The sequence below is a fragment of the Jannaschia helgolandensis genome (genome assembly GCF_900109285.1).
GTDB lineage: Bacteria > Pseudomonadota > Alphaproteobacteria > Rhodobacterales > Rhodobacteraceae > Jannaschia > Jannaschia helgolandensis.
In genome coordinates this window covers 264,879-286,532 of sequence record NZ_FNZQ01000004.1, presented here as the reverse complement: position 1 = coordinate 286,532, position 21,654 = coordinate 264,879, and the positions used below count along the sequence as shown (strand labels likewise).

Annotated in this window: 24 protein-coding genes; 17 read left to right on the top strand and 7 right to left on the bottom strand. The window is 63.0% G+C overall.

What is annotated here, in order from left to right; translation table 11 throughout:
* Window positions 1–6: 6 nt before the first annotated feature.
* Window positions 7–1,536 carry an Asp-tRNA(Asn)/Glu-tRNA(Gln) amidotransferase subunit GatB gene (gene gatB, locus BMY38_RS12310; RefSeq protein WP_092763184.1) on the bottom strand — a complete coding sequence of 510 codons (1,530 nt, stop codon included), beginning with the start codon at window positions 1,534–1,536 and terminating at the stop codon, window positions 7–9.
* 292 nt (window positions 1,537–1,828) lie between these two features.
* Here gatB and BMY38_RS12305 point away from each other — a divergent pair, with 292 nt between their 5' ends.
* Window positions 1,829–2,713, top strand: coding sequence for a transglycosylase SLT domain-containing protein (locus BMY38_RS12305; protein WP_092763182.1), 885 nt, complete (start codon window positions 1,829–1,831; stop codon window positions 2,711–2,713).
* 124 nt (window positions 2,714–2,837) lie between these two features.
* On the opposite strand, the gene BMY38_RS12300 is transcribed toward BMY38_RS12305, so the two are convergent.
* The 4 genes from BMY38_RS12300 to BMY38_RS12285 form a co-directional block, all read right to left on the bottom strand.
* Window positions 2,838–3,263, bottom strand: coding sequence for a lipocalin-like domain-containing protein (locus BMY38_RS12300; RefSeq protein ID WP_092763374.1), 426 nt, complete (start codon window positions 3,261–3,263; stop codon window positions 2,838–2,840).
* A gap of 123 nt (window positions 3,264–3,386) precedes the next feature.
* Window positions 3,387–4,313, bottom strand: coding sequence for an AEC family transporter (locus BMY38_RS12295; RefSeq protein WP_092763180.1), 927 nt, complete (start codon window positions 4,311–4,313; stop codon window positions 3,387–3,389).
* A 33-nt stretch (window positions 4,314–4,346) separates the two neighbouring features.
* Window positions 4,347–5,144, bottom strand: a complete 798-nt coding sequence (locus BMY38_RS12290) for an MBL fold metallo-hydrolase (RefSeq protein WP_092763178.1) — start codon at window positions 5,142–5,144, stop codon at window positions 4,347–4,349.
* A gap of 87 nt (window positions 5,145–5,231) precedes the next feature.
* Window positions 5,232–7,016, bottom strand: coding sequence for an SLC13 family permease (locus BMY38_RS12285; protein ID WP_092763175.1), 1,785 nt, complete (start codon window positions 7,014–7,016; stop codon window positions 5,232–5,234).
* A 166-nt stretch (window positions 7,017–7,182) separates the two neighbouring features.
* Here BMY38_RS12285 and BMY38_RS12280 point away from each other — a divergent pair, with 166 nt between their 5' ends.
* From BMY38_RS12280 to BMY38_RS12260, 5 genes are all read left to right on the top strand, one after another.
* On the top strand, window positions 7,183–7,926 hold the full coding sequence (locus BMY38_RS12280; protein ID WP_092763173.1) for a YebC/PmpR family DNA-binding transcriptional regulator: 744 nt from the start codon (window positions 7,183–7,185) through the stop codon (window positions 7,924–7,926).
* Window positions 7,927–8,001: 75 nt separating this feature from the next.
* Window positions 8,002–8,652, top strand: a complete 651-nt coding sequence (locus BMY38_RS12275; RefSeq protein ID WP_092763171.1) for a DUF998 domain-containing protein — start codon at window positions 8,002–8,004, stop codon at window positions 8,650–8,652.
* Window positions 8,653–8,782: 130 nt separating this feature from the next.
* Window positions 8,783–9,376, top strand: coding sequence for a LysE/ArgO family amino acid transporter (locus tag BMY38_RS12270; RefSeq protein ID WP_092763169.1), 594 nt, complete (start codon window positions 8,783–8,785; stop codon window positions 9,374–9,376).
* Window positions 9,377–9,416: 40 nt separating this feature from the next.
* Window positions 9,417–10,313, top strand: coding sequence for a DMT family transporter (locus tag BMY38_RS12265; RefSeq protein ID WP_092763167.1), 897 nt, complete (start codon window positions 9,417–9,419; stop codon window positions 10,311–10,313).
* A 69-nt stretch (window positions 10,314–10,382) separates the two neighbouring features.
* A complete protein-coding gene (locus tag BMY38_RS12260) occupies window positions 10,383–11,039 on the top strand; it encodes a thermonuclease family protein (protein ID WP_092763165.1) in 657 nt (218 codons plus the stop codon).
* A gap of 51 nt (window positions 11,040–11,090) precedes the next feature.
* Here the strand turns inward: BMY38_RS12260 and BMY38_RS12255 are convergent, their stop codons facing one another.
* On the bottom strand, window positions 11,091–11,549 hold the full coding sequence (locus BMY38_RS12255) for an SRPBCC family protein (RefSeq protein WP_092763163.1): 459 nt from the start codon (window positions 11,547–11,549) through the stop codon (window positions 11,091–11,093).
* A 403-nt stretch (window positions 11,550–11,952) separates the two neighbouring features.
* Window positions 11,953–13,167, bottom strand: coding sequence for a multidrug effflux MFS transporter (locus BMY38_RS12250; RefSeq protein ID WP_092763161.1), 1,215 nt, complete (start codon window positions 13,165–13,167; stop codon window positions 11,953–11,955).
* A 232-nt stretch (window positions 13,168–13,399) separates the two neighbouring features.
* Between BMY38_RS12250 and BMY38_RS12245 the strand changes: the two genes are divergently transcribed.
* From BMY38_RS12245 to BMY38_RS12205, 11 genes are all read left to right on the top strand, one after another.
* Complete coding sequence (locus BMY38_RS12245) at window positions 13,400–14,932, top strand: acyl-CoA carboxylase subunit beta (protein WP_092763372.1); 1,533 nt, start codon at window positions 13,400–13,402, stop codon at window positions 14,930–14,932.
* Window positions 14,929–15,288 (top strand): hypothetical protein, encoded by a 360-nt coding sequence (locus BMY38_RS12240; RefSeq protein WP_245737587.1) that lies wholly within the window; start codon window positions 14,929–14,931, stop codon window positions 15,286–15,288. The genes BMY38_RS12245 and BMY38_RS12240 overlap by 4 nt, the downstream gene beginning before the upstream one ends.
* 13 nt (window positions 15,289–15,301) lie before the next feature.
* A complete protein-coding gene (locus BMY38_RS12235) occupies window positions 15,302–16,072 on the top strand; it encodes a hypothetical protein (protein ID WP_092763159.1) in 771 nt (256 codons plus the stop codon).
* A 57-nt stretch (window positions 16,073–16,129) separates the two neighbouring features.
* A complete protein-coding gene (locus BMY38_RS12230; protein WP_092763157.1) occupies window positions 16,130–16,393 on the top strand; it encodes a DUF7218 family protein in 264 nt (87 codons plus the stop codon).
* 22 nt (window positions 16,394–16,415) lie between these two features.
* Window positions 16,416–16,802: a DUF6497 family protein gene (locus BMY38_RS12225; protein ID WP_092763155.1), complete on the top strand. Its 387-nt coding sequence runs from the start codon at window positions 16,416–16,418 to the stop codon at window positions 16,800–16,802.
* 118 nt (window positions 16,803–16,920) lie between these two features.
* The gene (locus tag BMY38_RS18575; protein ID WP_281243220.1) at window positions 16,921–17,052 is read left to right on the top strand and encodes a hypothetical protein; all 132 of its coding nucleotides are present in this window, start codon (window positions 16,921–16,923) and stop codon (window positions 17,050–17,052) included.
* Window positions 17,053–17,415: 363 nt separating this feature from the next.
* Window positions 17,416–17,553 (top strand): hypothetical protein, encoded by a 138-nt coding sequence (locus tag BMY38_RS18170; RefSeq protein ID WP_175495866.1) that lies wholly within the window; start codon window positions 17,416–17,418, stop codon window positions 17,551–17,553.
* Between the two features lie 81 nt (window positions 17,554–17,634).
* Window positions 17,635–18,036 (top strand): hypothetical protein, encoded by a 402-nt coding sequence (locus BMY38_RS12220; RefSeq protein ID WP_092763153.1) that lies wholly within the window; start codon window positions 17,635–17,637, stop codon window positions 18,034–18,036.
* A gap of 499 nt (window positions 18,037–18,535) precedes the next feature.
* On the top strand, window positions 18,536–18,730 hold the full coding sequence (locus BMY38_RS12215) for a hypothetical protein (protein ID WP_092763151.1): 195 nt from the start codon (window positions 18,536–18,538) through the stop codon (window positions 18,728–18,730).
* A gap of 108 nt (window positions 18,731–18,838) precedes the next feature.
* Window positions 18,839–20,836: an acetyl-CoA carboxylase biotin carboxylase subunit gene (locus tag BMY38_RS12210; protein WP_092763149.1), complete on the top strand. Its 1,998-nt coding sequence runs from the start codon at window positions 18,839–18,841 to the stop codon at window positions 20,834–20,836.
* 4 nt (window positions 20,837–20,840) lie between these two features.
* Entirely contained in the window at window positions 20,841–21,641 is an 801-nt protein-coding gene (locus tag BMY38_RS12205; protein ID WP_175495865.1) for a hypothetical protein, read from the top strand.
* The last annotated feature ends 13 nt before the right edge of the window (window positions 21,642–21,654 follow it).

The window sequence follows — 21,654 nt, the reverse complement described above, 5'->3', positions numbered from 1 at the left end:
GCCGCCTTACTGGCCGAGCTTCTGGCCCACCAGCCGATTGACTTCCGCAGGATTGGCCTTGCCGCCCATCGCCTTCATCGTCTGGCCGACGAACCAGCCCGCCAGCTTGGGATTGACGCGGGCCTTTTCGACCTGATCGGGGTTGGCGGCGATGATTTCGTCCACGGCCCGTTCGATCGCGCCGGTGTCGGTGACCTGTTTCATGCCGCGTGCGGCGACGATTTCCGCCGGGTCGCCGCCTTCGGTATAGACGATCTCGAACAGGTCCTTGGCGATCTTGCCGGAAATGTCGCCCGCCTCGATCAGTTTGAGGATGCCGCCCAGTTGCGCCGGGCTGACCGGGCTTTCGGCGATCTCGCGGTCGTCTTTCTTCAGGCGTCCGAACAGATCGTTGATGACCCAGTTGGCCGAGGCCTTGCCGTTGCCTGAGGCGGCGACGACCGCTTCGAAGAACGTGGCGGAGGTGGTGTCGGCGGTCAGGACCGAGGCGTCGTAGTCCGACAGGCCGAAATCGCCGATGAAGCGGGCCTTCTTGGCATCGGGCAGTTCGGGCAGATGCGCGGCGAGGTCGTCGACCCAGGCCTGTTCGATGTCCAGCGGCAGAAGGTCGGGGTCGGGGAAATAGCGATAGTCATGCGCCTCCTCCTTGGACCGCATCGACCGGGTTTCGCCCTTTTCGACGTCGTAGAGCCGGGTTTCCTGCGTGACCGAGCCGCCGGATTCAAGGATGGCGATCTGGCGGCGGGCCTCGACCTCGATGGCGGCCTGGATGAACCGCAGGGAGTTCATGTTCTTGATTTCGCAGCGCGTGCCGAGATGACCGAAGTCCTGCGTCTCCTGGTATTTCTCGTACTGGCCGGGCCGGCAGACCGAGACGTTTACGTCGGCGCGCAGGTTGCCGTTCTGCATGTTGCCGTCGCAGGTGCCCAGATAGCGCATGATCTGGCGCAGCTTGGTGACATAGGCGGCGGCTTCCTCGGGGCCGCGAATGTCGGGGCGAGAGACGATCTCCATCAGGGCGACGCCGGTGCGGTTCAGGTCGACGAAGGACAGGGCCGGGTCCATGTCGTGGATGGATTTGCCGGCATCCTGTTCCAGATGGATGCGTTCGATGCGGACGGTGCGCGCGGTGGGCGTTCCCTGATCGTTCGGGCCCAGTTCGACCAGCACTTCGCCCTCGCCGACGATGGGGTGGTAAAGCTGGCTGATCTGATAGCCCTGCGGCAGGTCGGGATAGAAATAGTTCTTGCGGTCGAAGGCGGAGGTCAGATGGATTTCGGCCTTCAGCCCCAATCCCGTACGCACGGCCTGCGCGACGCATTCTTCGTTGATGACGGGCAACATGCCCGGCATGCCCGCGTCGACGAAGGCCACGTTGGAATTGGGTTCGGCCCCGAAGGTGGTCGATGCGCCGGAAAACAGCTTGGCCTTCGTGGCGACCTGCGCGTGGACTTCCAGCCCGATGACAAGTTCCCAGTCGTGCGACTCTCCTGCGATGACGCGGGGTTTCGGGGTGGGCATCTGGGTGTCGAGCATGGGGGCCTCCGGCGGGATCGCGGCCCGGTTTAGGACGGGGGGCAGGCCGGGGCAAGCGCGTCACGCCGCTTGCGGCATCACACAGCGCATAAGCCGGGTTCCGCCGGGAGACGGGGCGCTGGTGCGCATGGGTTTGCACAAAAAGGCAAAACTGCTAATTGCCCGCAGGTCGAAGTCCGGGCTGCTACCCGGATCGTAAGCTTCGGCCTACCGGATGTCGCAATCCGGGGCGGTGAAAGCACCATCCCTTGCGTCAATTCGACAAGAATACATGTCGCCTTGGGGGTGCCACTTGATAACGAATCGATCTGCACGCGGTCTCAGACTGACCGCCTTCGCCGTTTTGACGGCGCTTGTGTCTGCTGCTGCCGCCTCGACAGGCTGGGCCGGAACCGATGCGACCGCGCCGACGGCGCCGCTGCTGACGACGCCCAGCACGATGTCTCTGCGCGTGCCTCAGGCCTCGGCCCTGGCGCCGGAAACTTCTGTCGCGCCGAAAGGCCGTCCGCGGAACATCGTCCAGAAGATGCCGGATCTGCGCTGGGATAGCGTCAACGGTTCCGCACGATGGACGCGGGCCGCGATGCGCGCACTTGAAACACACGGACAGAGGTTGGTAAATACCGTGCCGCGCGACATCGCCGAATGGTGCCCGTCCTATCCGAATGCCAGCAAGTGGGAGCGCAAGGCGTTCTGGGCCGGTCTGTTGTCGACCCTGTCCAAGCACGAAAGCACCTATCGCCCGACTGCCGTCGGGGGGGGCGGTCGCTGGTTCGGGCTGGTCCAGATTCTGCCCGCCACGGCACGGGGCTATGGCTGCGAGGCGCGGACGGGCGAGGCCTTGAAGAACGGCGCCCTGAACATGTCCTGTGCGGTGCGCATCATGAACACCACCGTGCCCCGTGACGGCGTCGTGTCGCGCGGGATGCGCGGCGTGGCCGCCGACTGGGGGCCGTTCTATTCGTCGCGCAAACGCGAGGACATGCGCCGCTGGCTGGTGCGTCAACCGTTCTGCAACGGTCTGAGCATTTCGGCACGTCCGGTCGAGCGTCCCGAATGGCTGAACGATCCGGCAGGCGACGCCGACGAGGTTCCGTTGTTCGTATCGTGGGAACTGGACAAGACGTTCCTGTCGACGCGATCGGCACCGGACGTGGCAGTGCTGAAAGACATGTGATTGACGTTTCCTGACCTGTCGATCCGGAAAGCGGGACCTTCGTGTCCCGCTTTTTCTTTTGCGGCATCCGTCTTTCACAGGTCGGACAGGACATGACGACCGCAAGCGGGAAGCCGTTGCAGCGTCATAATTTGATGAATTCCATTCGGTAGATCACCTCTTCCCCGGTCGATGGGTCTATACCCGGTGCCCCGCTGATCGTCAGGGTTTCACCCCGAAGCGAGAACGGGCGGAACAGGTCGATCTGCCAGTTGGGGTTCCAGGCCCGTTCGACGTGATGGATCACCTGATCGTCCTCGATGCTGTAGCGCGCCACGTAGGCCAGCATGGTGTCGAAGAGTTGCGCCTTCTGGTCGCTCGTCCACACCCCGTCGCGCGCGGATAGCCGGTCGTTGCGGAACACGGTCGCCATCATGCGTCCGTCGGCGTGATAGGCGATGTATCCTATGGGGTTCGGCCCCATTGCGTCGGACACCTGACCTGTCTTCAGGGCCTGCCGTGTCCAGGATATCATCCGCCAGGTGCCGATCAGGTCGTTTGCCTGTGTCATGTCTGCCTCGTTGCGAACGGTCCGCCGAAAGGGATGGGCCGTGCTGTCGATGCAGTCCGGCCCTTCGGGGACCATACCGAAAAGTTCAGCATAGAGGTATCTGACAGATCCGGTTTGCATCGGTCAAAGCAACAGCAGCCAGCCCGATACCGTCAGCACCGATACGGCCGTTCCGATCAGGACAGATGAAGCGCTGATGCGGACGGCGCGTCCGTGCATCGCCGCGAACAGATAGGAATTGACGCCCGGTGCCATCGCCGCCGTCAGGACCGCCGCACGGAATGCGGCTTGATCCAAACCCAGCATGCGCCCAATGCCCCAGGTCCATGCTGGATGCAGGATCAGCGCGATACCAGAGCATAGAATGATGCCGCGCGCGTCGCCTTCGGGGCGGTATTGCACCAGCACGCCCCCCAGACCGAACAGCGCGGCGGGCAGGGCGGCGCTGGCGATCAACGTCAGGGCTTCGGATATCGGGCCGGGCAGGGGCAGGCCGGTCAGGTTCACCAGCAAACCGGCTGCGACGCCGATCATCAGCGAATTGGTCGACATCCGGCGCGCGACAGTCTTCATCCCGCCGAGAAAGCCGGTCCCGCCCGCGCGCACAGCTTCCATCGCGGAGATGCCGATGAAGTAGCAAAAGGCCGCATTGAACGCGATGATGGTATAGTTCGGCGCAAGGCTGTCTTCGCCGTAGGCGCGGGCGGCGATCGGCAGGCCAAGCAGAACGGTGTTGGCGAACATGGCCGCGAAACCAACGGCGACCGCGTCTTCTATCCCTCGTTTGAGCCAGAGCAAGGTGCCGATGACGCCTGCGCCAAAGCTGACGAGCGAGCCGGAGTAATACGCCGTCAGCATGCGCCAGTCGAAGCCCTCGCTCAGGTCCAGCCGCGCCATGGCAAGGAACAGCAGGCAGGGAATCGCGAAGCGTTGGGTGAACATCATCAGCCCATCGACCTGGCCCTGAGAGAAGACTTTGCGCCAGACAGCCACATAGCCCGCGCCGATGATCAGGAAGACCGGAAGCGTGACGGTAAGGACGTCGAGCATCAGTGCGGCTTTCGGGCGCAGGGGGCCCGAACGTCAGTCATCCGGCAGTTCGATCGTCATGCCGTCATGGGCGGGGACGACGGTTTCGGGGGTTTCCGCCATGACGGTCGCGTAGTCGAGGTCGAGATGCATGTTGGTCAGAACGCCGCGCCGGGGCTTCATGCGGTCGATCCAGGCAAGCGATTCCGACAGCGACAGATGCGACGGGTGCGGCGTTCGGCGCAGGGCATCCAGAACCCAGACGTCGAGATCGGATAGCAGCGCCTGCGCTTCGGGCGGAATGACATTGACGTCAGGCATATAGGCCAGCCCGCCGATGCGCAGCCCAAGGGCCTCGATCTCTCCGTGGCCGACCCTGATCGGGTGCAGGGTGATCGGCCCGCCCGCGCCCTCGACCTTGACCGGCCCCGACAGGGAATGGCGCGACAGGATCGGCGGATAGCTGGACCCGGGCGGCGTCTGGAAGGCATAGGCAAAGCGTGTCGACAGGTCGGCCCAGGTCGCGTCGTCGGCCCAGATGTCCAGCATCCGGCGCTGGTTGATGACGATCATCCGCAGGTCATCTATCCCGTGGACATGATCGGCATGGGCATGGGTCCAGACCACGCCGTCCAACTGACCGACGCCCGCATCCAGAAGCTGCTGGCGCATGTCCGGAGAGGTGTCGACCAACACCCGCGTCCTGCCGTCCGGCGTGATCCTCTCGACCAGCATGGAGCAGCGGCGTCGGCGGTTGCGCGGATTGGACGGGTCGCAATTGCCCCAGTGGCCCCCCAGCCGCGGAACCCCGCCGGAGGAGCCGCAACCGAGGATCGTGAAGCGCAGCGTCATGCCTGCTTCATGCGCCCGGCGCGGGGCAGGGGCAAGCCGGTCGCGGTCGCGGTGTCACAAATTTCCGACTGCGCCATCGCCCCAACCTCAAAGCGGCCAGAAATAAAGCGTCGCGGGCAAGGATACGGCAAGGATCACGACTGTCAGCGGCAGACCCATCTGCCAGTAGTCGCCGAAGCGATAGCCGCCGGGCCCAAGGATGAGCGTGTTGTTCTTGTGGCCGATGGGCGTCAGAAACGCGCAGGACGCCGCGATCGCCACGGCGATCAGGAAGGCATCCGGGTTCACGTCCATCGCCCGCGCCATCGAGATGCCGACGGGGGCGGCCACGATCGCGGTCGCCGTATTGTTCAGCACCGCCGACAGCACCATCGTCACCACCATCAGAAGCAGCATCGCCATCCAGGCCGGTTGTCCCTTCGTCAACACCAGCAGCCATTCGGCAATCAGCTTGGTGCCGCCCGCCGAGTCGAGCGCCGCGCCCAGCGGGATCATCGACCCCAGCAGGACGACGACCGGCCATTCGACATGGTTATACAGTTCCTGCAAGGGCACGATGCGGGTCAGGACATAGGCGACGACGACAACGCCGAGCGCGACGGTCAGGTCGACAAGACCGAAACTGGCGGCCGCCACGGCCACCGCGAAGAACCCGACCGACGGCCAGATCTTCTTGTTATCGGTCACGGCAAGACCACGGTCGGCCAGTGGCAGCGCGCCCAGCCAGGTCACCATTTCCTCGGCCGAGTCGGTGGGAGCCAGCAACAGCAGAATATCGCCCGCCTTGATCGTTTCGCGGCGCAAACGGTCGGTGATGCGCCGCCCCCGACGCGAGATTCCCATCAGAATCGTGCGCTGACGCCATGCCAGGCCGATGGCCTGCGCCGACTTGCCGTTGATGCGGCTGTCATCGCGGACCACGACTTCGATCAGGCTCAGACCCTGATCCGCCGCTTCCAGCATCGTCATGCGGCGATCATCGGTGAATTCGAAGGATTCCGCCACGCGAAACTCGTCCAGTTGCTCGGGCATCGCTTCGAGGATCAGGGCATCGCCCGCCTCCAGCACGACATCGCGGGACGTTCCGAACATCCGTCGCCCATTGCGCAGCAGGCCGATGATATGCACCCCGATCTCGTCGCCCGTATCATAAAGATCGCCGACGTGCGCGCCGACGCGGGCGTTGCCCTCGGGCACGGTCAGTTCGGCGACGTAATGGGCCTTTTCGTTCTCGTTCAGCCCGCCCTGCGCGTCGCTGTCCCCCATTCCGGGGATCAGCCGCCAGCCGACAAGTGCCACGAAGATCAGCCCCGCCAGCGTGGTCACCAGGCCGACCGGTGCGAAGTCGAACATCGCAAAGCTCTCACCCAGCTGGTCCCTGCGGATGCCCGCGATAACGATGTTGGGCGGCGTGCCGATCAGGGTGATCGTGCCGCCCAGTATGGTCGCGAATGACAGCGGCATCAGCGTCCGACCGGGCAGGCGGCCTGCCTTGCGCGCGGTGGCGATGTCCACCGGCATCAACAGCGCAAGCGCCGCCACGTTGTTCATGAACGCCGACAGGATCGCGCCGATTCCGCCCATGATGGTGATATGCGTCCCGGTGCCGCGTTTCGCATCGACCAGTGTGCGCGTGATCAGCAGCACCGCGCCAGACCGCACAAGGCCCGCCGACACGATCAGCACCAGCGCCACAACCAGCGTGGCAGGGTGGCCGAAGCCCAGGAATGCGTCCTCCTTGGGAACGACGCCCAGAATCACGCCCAGCAGCAGCGCGGAAAACGCCACGATGTCATACCGGAACCGGCCCCAGAGCAGCATGGCGAAGACGCCCCCGAACAGGGCAAACAGGATAATCTGGTCGGTTGTCATGCAGGTGTCCGTTCCGATCTGGGTATCCCCGTCTAGGACGGACCGAAGGGAACGCGCAAATGCCTTGTCGGGTTGCGCCGACCTGAAATTCCGTCCCGGCTTGCCGCCACCCTTGCCGGGGCGGTATAGCGGGCCGCAAACAAACCTCAAATTCCGGAGAGACCCCATGGCAGGCCATTCCAAATGGGCGAATATCCAGCATCGCAAAGGGCGTCAGGACAAGATCCGCGCCAAGCTGTTTTCCAAGTTGTCGAAGGAAATCACCGTTGCTGCCAAGATGGGCGACCCCGATCCCGACAAGAACCCCCGCCTGCGGCTTGCCGTGAAAGAGGCCAAGCAGCAGTCGGTGCCCAAGGACGTCATCGCGCGCGCCATCGCCAAGGCGTCGGGCGGCGACGCGGAAAGCTATGACGAGATCCGCTACGAAGGCTACGGCCCCAATGGCGTTGCTGTCATCGTCGAGGCGATGACCGACAACCGCAACCGGACCGCCTCGTCCGTGCGCTCCACGTTTTCCAAGAATGGCGGTAACCTGGGCGAAACGGGCTCCGTCGGGTTCATGTTCGACCGCAAAGGACAGGTCGTCTATCCCGCCAGCGTGGGCGATGGCGAAACCGTTCTGATGGCCGCGATCGAGGCCGGTGCCGAAGATGTGGAGAGCGACGAGGAAAGCCACGTCGTCTGGTGCGCCGATACCGATCTGAATGCCGTGTCGACCGCGCTGGAAGAGCATCTGGGCGAAAGCGAATCCACGAAACTGGTGTGGCGGCCCACCACCACGACCGAGTTGGACCTGGACGGCATGCAATCGCTGATGAAACTGCTCGATGCGTTGGAAGACGACGACGACGTGCAGAATGTCACCGCCAATTTCGAGGCCAGCGACGAGGTCATGGCGCAACTGGAGTAGACGCCGGAGGAACCAGTCCCTTTTCTGGTCGTTGTTCCGCCACCTGCGGTATGTCCGCGACCGGAGGAGACGACCATGCAGGCCAGAGATTTTTCCGATCAGCCCTATGTCCCCCTGCCGGAGCATTCGCACATTCTGCGCGGTATGGCCGTGATCGCGATTGCGGGCATGGTGTTGTTCTCGCTGTCCATGCTGATCGCCGATTTCGCGGTGCCGGACCACGATTGGGTGTCCGACACGATCAGCGATCTGGGCGCGGGGCGGTACGAATTCATCGTAGACGCGGGTATTTATTCCTATTCTGCCGCGCTGATTGCCTGCGCGGTTGGTGCGGCCCATGCACATCTGGGCGGACGCGGCTGGACCACGGGCATCTATGGACTGATCCTGGCTGGGCTGATTGTTTTCCTTGTCGGTGCACGGGACGAATATGGCGACAGCGATTCCGAGGGCGTGGTGATCCACACCTATCTGGTCTGGGGTCTGTGGGTTCTGTTTTCGGTCGTGCCCTGGGCGATGTCGGCGGGTGCGGGTGTGGTTTCGCGCCGTCTGGAACTGACCTGCAAGGCAGTCACGGTTCTCTGGCTGCCGTTGGCCCCGGTGTTCTTTTTCATGCCCGACAACATCGACGGACTGTATGAACGCGGTCTCGGTGCCCTGACGTTTGTCTTCGTCGCAGCCATCGCTCTGACGTTTCTGGGGCGGGCCAAGGCAATCGACGCATGAGAGGGCATACCGGCTGATGCAGTGCCCAAACGCGGACGGCGGCGGTCCGGGCATCTCTGGCAGAGCGTTTCCTGACTTTGCGTAACTTCCCAGTTGCACAAGTCCAGTCCGTGTGGTCCTTCCGCCCGCTATGACTTCGTTCCTCTCCGGCTTCGGCCTTGGCCTTTCGCTGATCCTCGCCATCGGGGCACAGAACGCTTTCGTGCTGCGCCAGGGGCTGCGTGGCGAACATGTTCTGGCTGTCGTTCTGACCTGCGCGCTCTCGGATGCCCTTCTGGTGGCGGCGGGGGTCGCGGGCTTCGGCATACTTGTCGAGACGGTGCCCTGGATCGTGCCGCTGTTCCGCTGGGGCGGGGCGGCGTTCCTGATCGTCTATGGCGGACGGGCGGCGCTGGCGGCATGGCGAGGCGGCAGCTCCTTGCAGGCGGCGGCGGCGGCGGGCGGGTTGCGCCGGGCCGTGACGATCTGCCTGGCACTGACCTGGCTCAATCCGCACGTCTATCTTGATACGCTGATCCTGCTGGGCTCGATCTCGACGCAGGCGGCATCGCCGGTGATGTTCGGGGTCGGGGCCGTCGCATCTTCTTTCGCGTTCTTCTTCGCGCTGGGGTATGGCGCGACGCTGTTGCGCCCGGTGTTCACACGACCCGTCGCCTGGCGCGTTCTGGACGGGCTGATCGCCATCGTCATGTGGTCCATCGCCATCAGCCTGCTGCGCGGATGACGCGCTTGCGGACGGCCCGCGCCCGGCCCATGGATTGCGGATGAAAATGCCATCGCATCCGATCCAGGGTATTCTGTGGATGATTTCCACGGGCCTGTGCTTCATCGCAGTGACCGCCATCGTCAAATACGCCGCGCAGGATTTGCCTGCGGCCGAGGCGGCATTCCTGCGCTATCTTCTGGGGCTGGTCTTTCTTCTGCCGATCGCGCGCACTTTGCTGGCAACGCGCATATCTTCGCGCGATCTGAAATTCTTCGCGGCGCGCGGTCTTGTGCATACGCTCGCCGTGATCCTGTGGTTCTATGCAATGACACAGATCCCGATCGCCGAAGTCACCGCGATGAACTATCTGAACCCGGTCTATGTCACTCTGGGTGCAGCGATCTTTCTGGGTGAAACGCTTGCGTTGCGTCGCATTCTGGCGGTGGTCGCGGCGCTTTTGGGGGTGGTGGTCATCTTGCGCCCCGGCTTCCGCGAGATCGAGACGGGGCATCTGGCGATGCTGGCCACCGCAGCGTTGTTCGGCGCATCCTACCTGTTCGCCAAGCCGCTGTCGGGGCGGTATTCGGCGACGATGGTGGTGGCGATGTTGTCGGTGACGGTTACGGTCGGACTGGCCCCTTTCGCATTCGCCGTCTGGAGGACGCCCACGGTCGCCGACCTGGGCTGGATGTTCCTGGTCGCGGCCTTCGCGACGGCGGGACATTATACCATGACCCGGGCTTTCGCGGCGGCCCCGATTTCGGTGACCCAGCCGGTGACGTTCCTGCAGATGGTCTGGGCCGTCCTGCTGGGCTGGGCATTCTTCGCGGAGCCCCCGGACGGGTTCGTCATTTTGGGCGCGCTGATCATCATCGCGTCGGTCAGCTTCATCGCATGGCGCGAAGCGCGGCTGAAGCGAGGGGTGACGCCGCCGCACGTGGCGACGAAACACTAGTCCGCGATATTAACCATATATTAACTTTTCCGCTTGGCACGGTGCCATTTTGGCGGCATCTGAGCGCCTATGTTCAGACTTTGTTCATTTCTCGTCCTGCTCGCCGCACCCGCCCTGTCCGCTGAGTTCACCGGACCGATCCGTGTCGTCGATGCGGATACCTTCGATATCGGTTGGCGCGAAAACATCCGCCTGATCGGGATCGACGCCGCCGAGGACGCGCAGACCTGCACCAACGCCGATGGCGCGGTCCTGGCCTGCGGTCAATTGGCGAGCGAAGCGGCAAGGGCGCTCTATCAGGGACGGCAGGCAACATGCCGATGGGATCAGACCGATCGTTACGGTCGCCCTTTGGCCGTCTGCAAGGTTGGTGGAACGGACGCCAACGCCGAGTTGGTGCGTCTTGGGATCGCGCGCGTTTACCGGCAGGATCGGACCTATTTCGAGGAACAGAAAGAGGCAGTGCTGCTATCACGCGGCCTCTGGGCCTATGACATGATCGATCCAGCGGCATACCGGGCGGAACAACGTGCCATGCGGGCCAGGGCGAACGCGCCGGATGGCGCTTGCACGATCAAGGGCAACATCAGCGGCAACGGGCGCATCTATCACCTGCCGATAAGCCCGGCATACGGTTCCACGCGCATCGACGAACGTCGGGGCGAGCGTTGGTTCTGCACCGAAGACGAGGCGCGTGCCGCGGGCTGGCGCCCAGCCAGATTTTAGCCTTTTCAGAGAGTTGAGGGATAAACCTCATGTAAGGTGTGCATATCGCGGTCAGGCTTTATCGGCAGATCCGCCTTCGACCTCATTCTTGAAATTCTCGAAGAACGCGTCTGCCATCTTGGCCGAAAAACTGTCGATCAGGCGCGAGCCGAGTTGCGCGATCTTGCCGCCAACCTTGGCATCGACTGCGTAAGACAGTTCGGTTCCTTCCGGCACTTCGGTCAGCCGCACGTCCGCCCCGCCCTTGGCGAACCCCGCGACGCCGCCCTTGCCTTCGCCCGCGATGCGGTAACTTTCGGGCGGTTTCACGTCCGACAGTGTGACAAAGCCTTTGAAGGTCGCCTTCACGGGGCCGACCTTCTGTTTCACCACGGCTTCGAATCCCTCTTCGGGTGATCCGGTCAATTCCTCGCAGCCGGGAATGCAGGCTTTCAGGGTCGCGGCGTCGTTCAGTCTGGTCCAGACGACCTCGCGCGGGGCGGCGATCAGGCGGGTTCCGGTCAGTTCCATGATATCCTCCGATTTAGAATTCAGCGTTGCCGTAAAGGCGTCGTGCTCACAAGTCGTAAGGCAGGATTCCGCGATCGTCCGGGTCGATTTCCAGTGACAGTTCCAGCGATGCAACGGCGCGCTGGTGATACGTTATACATTTGCAGATCGGGCACCTGTTCCAGCGATGCAGCGAAGTGTTTGGCCTGACGCATCGCTTGTCGACAAATTATCGTTATAATGAAATAAAATAGGAAATTTTTCCTATTAACAAGGTAATATTATCGCAATAATGCAAGCCTTGCATCCGGCCTATCTGGTCCAGGCCGATCCGTACGCGCATCTCGCGCAGATTTGTCCAGCGTAGAATTTCCTGACGGCAGGCTTCTATGCCAAGCGCTTCAGCAGGCGTTGCAACCGGATGTCAGGCGGACAACATGCGGGTTCGGCGGATCGTCAGCAAGATGGCGACAACGCTGCCCGATCCGGACGCGACCATCAGCGCAATCAGCGGCAGCGCGCCGCCACCGAAGCCCAGAACCCAGCCTGCCACCGCTGAAAGGGCGGCACCGCCACCGATCATGATGGCCCCGCCAAGGCCTGATGCAGTTCCGGCAAGATGCGGTTTGACCGACAGCATGCCGGCGGTCGCGTTGGGAATGACCAGACCGTTGCCGAGGCCGACAAAGGTCATGAAGCCGAAGAAGACATAATGCGACGTGAACCCCGACAGCGTGATGATAGCCAGCATGGTCAGGCCGCTGACTTGTCCGATCGCTCCCCACAGGATCATGCGATCAATGCCTATTCGTTGCGAAAACCGTCCGGAAATGCCGTTGCCGACAAGATAACCTAGTGCGGGCGCTCCGAAGTACAGGCCCAGCGTTTCGGGCGACATGCCGAACACGCTGGTTCCGACGAAAGGTGCGCCGCCCAGATAGGCGAAGAATGCACCGCTGGCGAAGGCGGATGCGGCGCAATAGCCCCAGAACCGGCGCGATGTCAGAAGATCGGGGTATTGGCGGACCTGATCGGCGAAAGTGCCGCTGGACGGGGGGGCGGTCTCGCCCAGATCGAAATAGGTCAGCAACCAGAGCGCAACGCCCACGATCAGCAGCAGCCAGAAGTTCGATTGCCATCCGAACGACGCCTCCAGCACACCACCGACGGCGGGACCGATCATCGGGACGATGGACATGCCCATGGTCACATAGCCCAGCATCGAGGCGGCCTTGTCCTGCGGATATAGATCGCGAACGATGGCGCGTGACAGAACCATGGCGACGACGATGGCGGCCTGCGCCATGCGGAAGGCCAGAAAGACCTCGACCGTGGTGGCCATCAGCGCCCCGAGTGTGGCCAGCATGAACAGCACGATGCCCGACAGGATCACGGGGCGGCGACCATAGCGGTCCGACAGCGGCCCGACGAACAATTGCAGAACTGCGTTGATGCCGAGGTAAAGGCCGACCGACAACTGCATGACGCCATAGTCGGTGGCGAAATATTCGGACATCGCGGGCAGGGACGGCAGGAAGACGTTCATCGCCAGAGTCGACACGCCGACCAGCGCCACGAGCGTCAGGATATGCGGCGGCGTGCGCGTCGCACCGCGGGATGTTTCGGTCAGTATGGCCATTGGGTGTCGCTACGCCTTCATGCCGATCTTGTCTGCACCTGCAAATGCACAGGCGGGTGTGCAGGGCCGCCGTGATGCAGGATATGGGGCAGTTGATGGCAGAGACCCGTCGTGTCGCATAATATTTGCAGATCGTGCAATCGAGCCTTTTCGGGCTATGCAAATGTGCCAGATCGGCCTTTCCGAGCCGCTTGGCAGCGTCTATGCCGGGAGCGACAGGGAGGGCGACCCAATGAAGGACATTCTCGAAGAGCTGGAGAACCGCCGCGAACAGGCGCGGATGGGCGGCGGCGAACGGCGGATCGCGGCACAGCACGGCAAGGGCAAGCTGACCGCGCGCGAGCGGGTGGAGTTGCTGCTGGATGACGGGTCGTTCGAGGAGTTCGATACTTTCGTCGCACACCGCGCCACCGACTTCGGAATGCAGGACGACCGGCCTGCGGGCGACGGCGTCGTCACCGGCTGGGGCACTGTCAACGGGCGGCTGGTATATGTGTTCAGTCAGGATTTCACCGTCTTCGGCGGCAGCCTTTCGGAAACCCACGCACAAAAGATCTGCAAGATCCAGGACATGGCGGTCCAGAACGGCGCGCCGGTGATCGGGCTGAACGATTCCGGTGGCGCGCGCATTCAGGAAGGTGTCGCATCGCTGGCCGGATACGCCGAAGTGTTTCAGCGCAACATCGATGCCAGCGGCGTGATACCGCAGATCAGCGTTATCATGGGGCCCTGTGCGGGCGGGGCGGTTTATTCACCGGCGATGACGGACTTCATCTTCATGGTCCGCGACAGCAGCTATATGTTCGTGACCGGGCCGGACGTGGTGAAAACCGTCACCAACGAGGTGGTGACGGCCGAGGAGCTGGGCGGCGCAACCACCCATACCCGCAAGTCCGGCGTGGCCGATTGCGCCTTTGAAAATGACGTGGAGGCGCTGGCCGAGACGCGGCGTCTGATCGACTTCCTGCCCCTGTCGAACCGCGAAAAACCCCCTGTGCGTCCGTTCTTCGACGATCCGGACCGGGTGGAAACCAGCCTCGACACGCTGATCCCCGACAATCCGAACGCGCCCTATGACATGGCCGAACTGATTACCAAACTGGCGGACGAAGGCGATTTCTTCGAGATCCAGCCCGATTTCGCCAGGAATATCCTGACCGGGTTCATCCGTATCGAAGGCCGCACTGTCGGCGTCGTGGCGAACCAGCCGATGGTGCTGGCCGGATGTCTGGATATCGACAGCTCTCGCAAGGCGGCCAAGTTCGTGCGGTTTTGCGATGCCTTCGAAATTCCGATCCTGACGCTGGTGGACGTGCCCGGCTTCCTGCCCGGCACGGCGCAGGAATACGGCGGCGTCATCAAGCACGGCGCGAAACTGTTGTTCGCCTATGGCGAGGCGACGGTGCCGAAAGTCACGCTGATCACGCGCAAGGCCTATGGCGGGGCCTATGACGTGATGGCGTCGAAACATCTGAAGGGTGATTTCAACTATGCCTGGCCGACAGCGGAAATCGCCGTGATGGGGGCGAAAGGCGCGGTCGAGATCCTGTATCGGAGCGAGTTGGGCGATGCCGACAAGATCGCGGCACGGACCAAGGATTACGAAGACCGGTTCGCCAATCCGTTCGTGGCCGCCGAAAAGGGGTTCATCGACGAGGTTATCGTGCCGCGCAATTCCCGCAAGCGGATCGCACGGGCCTTTGCATCGCTGCGGACCAAGCGGCAGGAGAGGCCCTGGCGCAAGCATGATACGATTCCCCTTTGAATAACGGGACGTGGCAATGGGACAAGCGCGGCTGGCACATATCGGACGACGGGGCGACCTATGTCGTGACACGGTGTTTGCCGGCAAAATGGGATATTTTCGCCGAGACGCGTCTGCCCGACATGGGGCGGCGCAGGCTGGCCCATGCGGTGCGGCAGGATCTGTGGCGCATGTTGCAGCGTCTGCGTGGCTATGCGCCCATCGTATCGGTAACGCGGGCCGGGCAGGGGGTGCATCTGCGGGCGGGCGGGTCGGTCGCTGGGTCGGTGCCGCCGGGTGTGCAAGCGGAGATTGCCGCGATGCTGGTGGACCCGGCCATGCGCGCAGCCTGGCAGCGCGCGGCGGGTCACCGCTGATGGAAACTGGCGCATGACCTCCGACGCAGCAAGCCCCGCGCGGATCGAAGCCGCCTGCGACTCGGCCGAGATTTCCGGTCTCGACGTGTCGATGTTCGACACGCGCGACCATGTGAACCTGATCCTGCAACGCTCCGAAGTCCTGTGGGACGAGACGCGACCGGGCCGGGCGGTGCGCGCCTGGGTAAACGGCGATGCCGCCCCCCTGATCGCCATCGCAGAACGGCGGGGCGACGACATTGCCCGGCGCACGGCGGCGGTGGCCTGGCTGGAGTGGCGCGACATGCTGTATGCGCTGGTGCGCCGGAAACCGGGTTCGATTGCCGATATCGGTTGCGGTTACGCGATGGCCGACCTGTTCGCGCACCGTGATCTGGGCGCACGGCTTGTTCTGATCGACATCGAGGAGGCGGAGGAGCGCCATTTCGGATTTGCCGAGACCGGCGCGGCCTATACGTCGCTTGACCGGGCCCGGGCGTTTCTTGAGGCGAACGGTGTGCCCGCGCAGGCGATCGAAACGGTCAATCCACAGTCGCAGGACCTGTCGAAGACCGCATCGGTCGATCTGGCCATGTCGATGCTGTCCTGCGGCTTTCACTACCCGGCGGCAACGTATTCCGCGTTCTATGCGGATGGTGTGGCACCGGGCGGGGCTGTCGTGCTGGACGTCCGCACCCGGAAGGCGGCCCAGGAGCGTGCGGTGCTGGAAGCCGTCGGCCCGGTCGAGGAAATTGGACGCGGGGCGGCGCATCTGCGACTTCTCGCCAGGAAGGATGCCGCATGATCGAACGCATCGGAACCCGTGCATCTGTGGCTGTGTTTCCTTGGAAAGGAGGGCGTCATGGCAAAAAATCACGGACCCAGCATCAAGGACGATGCCACCTACGAGGCGCTGCGCGAGGATGGCGCGTCGAAGGAAAAAGCCGCGCGCATCGCGAATGCGCAGGCCAATTCGGACATGCAGCCGTCGAAGAAGGGCGGACAGGCGCCGCCTTACGAGACATGGACGAAGGACGACCTGTATGCCCGCGCGCAGGAACTGGAGATCGACGGTCGGTCGAGCATGTCCAAGGACGAACTGATCGACGCGTTGCGCAATCACTGACCCGAGCGACAGGGGCCGGGTCATGATCCGCGTTGCGGCCCTGTTGTTGGCTGTTGCAACGCCCGTCGTGGCGCAGGAGACGATCCCTTCGGGTCAGGCGCTGGTGTTGTGGGAGGTGATGTGGGAACGGATCGAGGGCGGCGGCACGCAGGCCGTTCTGCGCTTCATCGCGCCCGGTGTGGCCCGCGAGGGCGGCACCGTGGGTCCCGAGGCAGCGCTGACCGATCTGGACTGGCTGTGTGCGACGCACGCAGTACCTCTGTCCCGGCTTCCGGCTGCGCGGGCAGATTCGGTCGTGATCACGATGATGGACCGACCGGTGCCGCGCGGGGTGACTGACCCCGACGCAACGCAATATTTTGGCCTTTATACCATCGAAAACGGCGAATGTTCGCCGGAAGACTACTGATGCGGGTATTTTTTGTTATTGGCATCTTGCGGGAACCGATTTCCGTTGCCATGGGTTTAGCGATAGGGACCGCGCAACAATTGTGTCACAAGTTCCCTCGTTTCGACAGGAGAGACCAATGCAGAAGATCATTAAACTCGTCGCCGTCATGGGCATCACCGCAACCCTGGGCGCCTGCGCCTCGCCTGCACAGGAAGAAGAAGTGGTCTTCGTTCCGGTTCAGCCCGAGCCTGTCACCGGCAAATTCTGATTCAACGCCTGCCGCAGCCCGGACATCGTCCGGCCTGATCGAGCTGGTGTTAAAACGGTCGGACCCGCGCCATGTCGCAGGTCTGGCCGTTTTTTTGTTTGGGTCGATAGACTGGGCGGCGATAGTCCGGGTGGCGCCGCCGACACGGACTTCTGTTTCCGATCCGACCTTAAACCCGTCCTGCCGCCTTATTGATGCCACTACGCCACAAGCCTTTGGCGCAACTGGGGCATTTCTGGGGCACCCGTATCTAGCTGTGCATCAATCTGATAGGTTTTCCACAGGCTGCACCAACGCGGCCAGCATCACGGGCGGCGCAGGGATCGTACTCCTTGCACCGCCCGTCAACGTCAGGAGACCTGAATGTCGAGAATTGTCAAAGTTGTCGTTTCTTTCACAGCGCTGTCGACCCTGTGGGCCTGCAGCGCCCCCCAGTCCGAAGAGATCGTTATCATCGAACCCGCGCCCGTCGTGGTTGAGCCGGTCAGCGGCAAATTCTGATATCGGCACGGGGCGGAAGCAGGCTTCCGCCCCGGCGTTCCGAACCGTCCGTCCGTTCCTCAACTTTTCAGGAGAGCGGGCATGCTGAAGCATCGCGGCTTTCCCGGTCGTCTGACCGGCACCGATTTCCAGTTCACGATAAGACGCGCCAATCCGCGCGGCGTCACGCCGATCACCCGGAGGGAACGGTTTCGCGATCGCAAATCCGTCGACCGCGCTGCCGATCGTGCGTTCCTTAAGGCCCTTATCGACCACTTCGGGGATGCACCGTTCGAACGGGGCAATCTGGATGCCGGGCGCTTGTCCTGGCTGTTCGGGCGCGAGGTGTTGGCCGCTGAAGACCCGTTCGACCCGGCGGATTACGATGCCTTGCTGCGCGTCGACCTGGCGCGCGCCGAAGCTGCATTTCCCGATATCTTCACGACCGAGGCCCCGATTGACTGGGATGCCGAGGACGAGGACTGGCCCGAGGATCACGGGTGAGCATCTTCCCGCCGAAACCCGTTGCCGTTGGGCGATCTCGTGCCGAGCGGCAGTCGTCATTGAATTGGCACTATGCGGATGGTCGTTCAACGGGCAGCGTGTCTGTGTGTTCAGGCTTACCACTTCGACATACCGAAGATTTGCCGGAACGCGAGTGGAACCGTACCCCTTCCCCTCCCGGACGGTGCGTTCGCCATTGTGGCGGGGCATCGTCCGGACCTTCTTTTCCCCCCTTACGATCGGCGAGGACGGGTTTCGGAGACCAGAGGCGGCGTGCAGCCATACAGGTAAAAACAGACTGCGCAGGAGTTTTCAGCCGTCATTTTCCATCCATCGGGTCACCGGCCATCGTGCCGGACCGATTCCTGTGGTTTGCGGGGTTCCCAGAGCCCGGCATGACGGAAATCCCACACCAAATTTTTCAAATTTTCGAATGTTATCGCTATTCCAAATGGAATATCGTTCCTTTCGCATACCGTAACCTAACCGGAGTTAATCTATGCAACGTGTCATCATCCTTCCCGCCCTGGCGCTCGTCGTCGGACTGTCTGCCTGCCAGCAAGGCAGCGATTTCGAGCGTGCCGCCATCGGCGGTGTCGTCGGCTGTGCCGTCGGCGAGATCATCAAGGACGGCAACTGCATCGCGGGCGGTGCCATCGGTGCCGCTGGCGGCGCGTTGGCCAACGACTTCTGATCTGCGGCCCCTCGCGGGGCACTATCACATGACATTGGGCTGTCCGGTCATTCGACCGGGCAGCCCTTTGTGTTTTCAATCCGGCATCAGACCGGAGGGGGAGGGACCATGTTCAAGAAAATCCTGATCGCGAACCGGGGCGAGATCGCCTGTCGCGTCATCAAGACGGCACAGAGGATGGGCATCAAGACGGTGGCCGTCTATTCCGATGCCGACCGCAACGCCCTGCATGTGCGAATGGCGGACGAAGCGGTGCATATCGGACCGCCGCAGGCCAACCAGTCCTACATTGTGATCGACAAGATCATGGATGCGATCCGGCAGACCGGGGCCGAAGCGGTCCATCCGGGCTATGGCTTCCTGTCAGAGAACCCCAAGTTCGCGCAGGCATTGGAAGCCGAGGGCGTTGCTTTCATCGGCCCGCCGGTCGGTGCCATCGAAGCGATGGGCGACAAGATAACGTCGAAGAAGATCGCCCAGGAGGCGGGCGTCAGCACAGTGCCGGGCCATATGGGTCTGATCGAGGATGCGGACGAGGCAATCCGGATTTCCGGCGAGATCGGCTATCCGGTGATGCTCAAGGCCAGCGCAGGGGGCGGTGGCAAGGGCATGCGGATCGCATGGGACGAATCCGAGGTCCGCGAAGGCTTTCAGGCATCGAAGAACGAGGCGGCGGCGTCGTTCGGCGACGACCGGATGTTCATCGAGAAGTTCGTGACGCAGCCGCGGCACATCGAAATTCAGGTGCTCTGCGACACTCATGGAAACGGTGTCTATCTGGGCGAGCGGGAATGTTCGATCCAGCGCCGCAACCAGAAGGTCATCGAGGAGGCGCCGTCACCCTTCCTTGACCCCGACACCCGCAAGGCCATGGGTGAGCAGTCGCTGAAGCTGGCGCAGGCGGTGGGCTATGCCAGTGCCGGCACGGTCGAGTTCATCGTGGACGGCGACCGCAACTTCTACTTCCTGGAGATGAACACGCGCTTGCAGGTAGAACACCCCGTGACGGAGCTGATTACCGGCGTCGATCTGGTCGAGCAGATGATCCGCGTGGCCTATGGCGAAAAGCTGAGCCTGACGCAGAACGACATCAAGCTGACCGGCTGGGCAATGGAGAGCCGTCTGTATGCCGAAGATCCGTATCGCGGGTTCCTGCCGTCCATCGGACGACTGACGCGGTATCGCCCGCCCGAAGAGCTCGTGACCGATATGCACGTCGTCCGCAACGATACCGGCGTCTATGAGGGCGGCGAAATCAGCATGTATTACGACCCGATGATTGCCAAGCTGTGCACATGGGGGCCGGACCGGGCCGCGGCCATTCAGGCGATGCGCGACGCGCTGGACGGCTTCGAGGTCGAGGGGATTGGCCACAACCTGCCGTTCCTGAGCGCTGTCATGGATCATCCGAAGTTCATCGCGGGCGAAATGACCACCGCTTTCATCGCCGAGGAATTTCCCGATGGGTTCGACGGTGTCGCCCTGCCCGGGGATCACCTGAAACGTATCGCCGCCGCCTGTGCCGCGATGCACCGCGTGGCCGAAATCCGACGGACGCGGGTCTCGGGGCGGATGGACAACCATGAACGCAAGGTTGGGGCTGACTGGGTCGTATCCTTGGGCGGTCAGACGTTCCATACGCATATTCAGGCTGACAGGAACGGAGCGGACGTCACCATCGGCGACACCACCCTGCGCTGCGAGAGCCTGTGGACGCCGGGCGACCCGCTGGCGCGCGTGTCGGTCGGGGGCGAGGTGATCGTGCTGAAGGTGGGGAAGATCACCCAGGGCTTCCGTATCCGCACACGGGGGGCAGACCTGAAGGTCCATGTTCGCACGCCGCAGCAGGCCGAACTGGCCGCGCTGATGCCCGAAAAGTCATCGCCCGATACCTCGAAGCTGCTGCTGTGCCCGATGCCGGGGCTGATCGTGCGCGTCGATGTCTCCGAGGGCGACGAGGTGCAGGAGGGTCAGGCGCTGGCCGTGGTCGAGGCGATGAAGATGGAGAACATCCTGCGCGCCGAGAAGAAGGGCCGGGTGTCCAAGGTCAACGCGTCGGCTGGCGACAGCCTTGCCGTGGACGATGTGATCCTGGAGTTCGAGTGACGCCTTGGATGGTCTGCTGCGCATAGGTTTCGGTCCGCTTCTGGTCCTGATCGCGGTTCTGGCAGGCGTGCTTTACGCGGCTTTGTATCTGGGTCGCGGCGCGGGCCCGTCGCGCCGGGTGATCCTGTCGTTCCTGATCCGCGTCTTTCTGCCCATCGCGATCCTTCTTGGTCTGCCGCTGGTTCTGCTGGGGCAGGTCGTCGTCCTGGAAGAACGGCTTTGGCAGGCGCTGATCGCGGGACTGGTGATCGCAACCGGTTGGCTGGCCACGGCCATCTTTGCCGAGATAGAGCGCGCGGCGCGCAAGGCGGAACGCACGCGCGATTTTCACAAGGCGCTCTATGCGGAAGTGCTGAACACGCGGGAGGCACTCTGGGGCAAGGGGCAGGCCGAAGATCAGGGCCAGGCCCTGCTGGAGCGGATGGAGCATGACCCGACCTTCACGCCGTTCATCCCGCGCGAACAGCATGATCGTGTCTTTACCGCGCAGTTGGAGCATATCGACGTTCTGCCCCGGCAGACGATCGACGTCGTGGTCGCTTTCTACAGTCAGGTCGCGGCGATCGCCGCCCTGGTCGAGGACATGCGAGGCGAAAGGTTCCAGCAACTGGATCAGCCGCGCCGGATTGCGATGGTCGAGGATTATCTGGAATTACGTCACCGCACGTTCGTTATGGGGCGAAACCTGCTGTTGACGATAAATGCCTACGCCGAGGGTGGCGCGGCCAAGGCCGAAGCGCTTTCGAAACAGATCAATAACCCGGTCGTGGACCGGACCGGCCCGGCAGGCCGGGGTAGGGATTGAACGGGATGTCGTT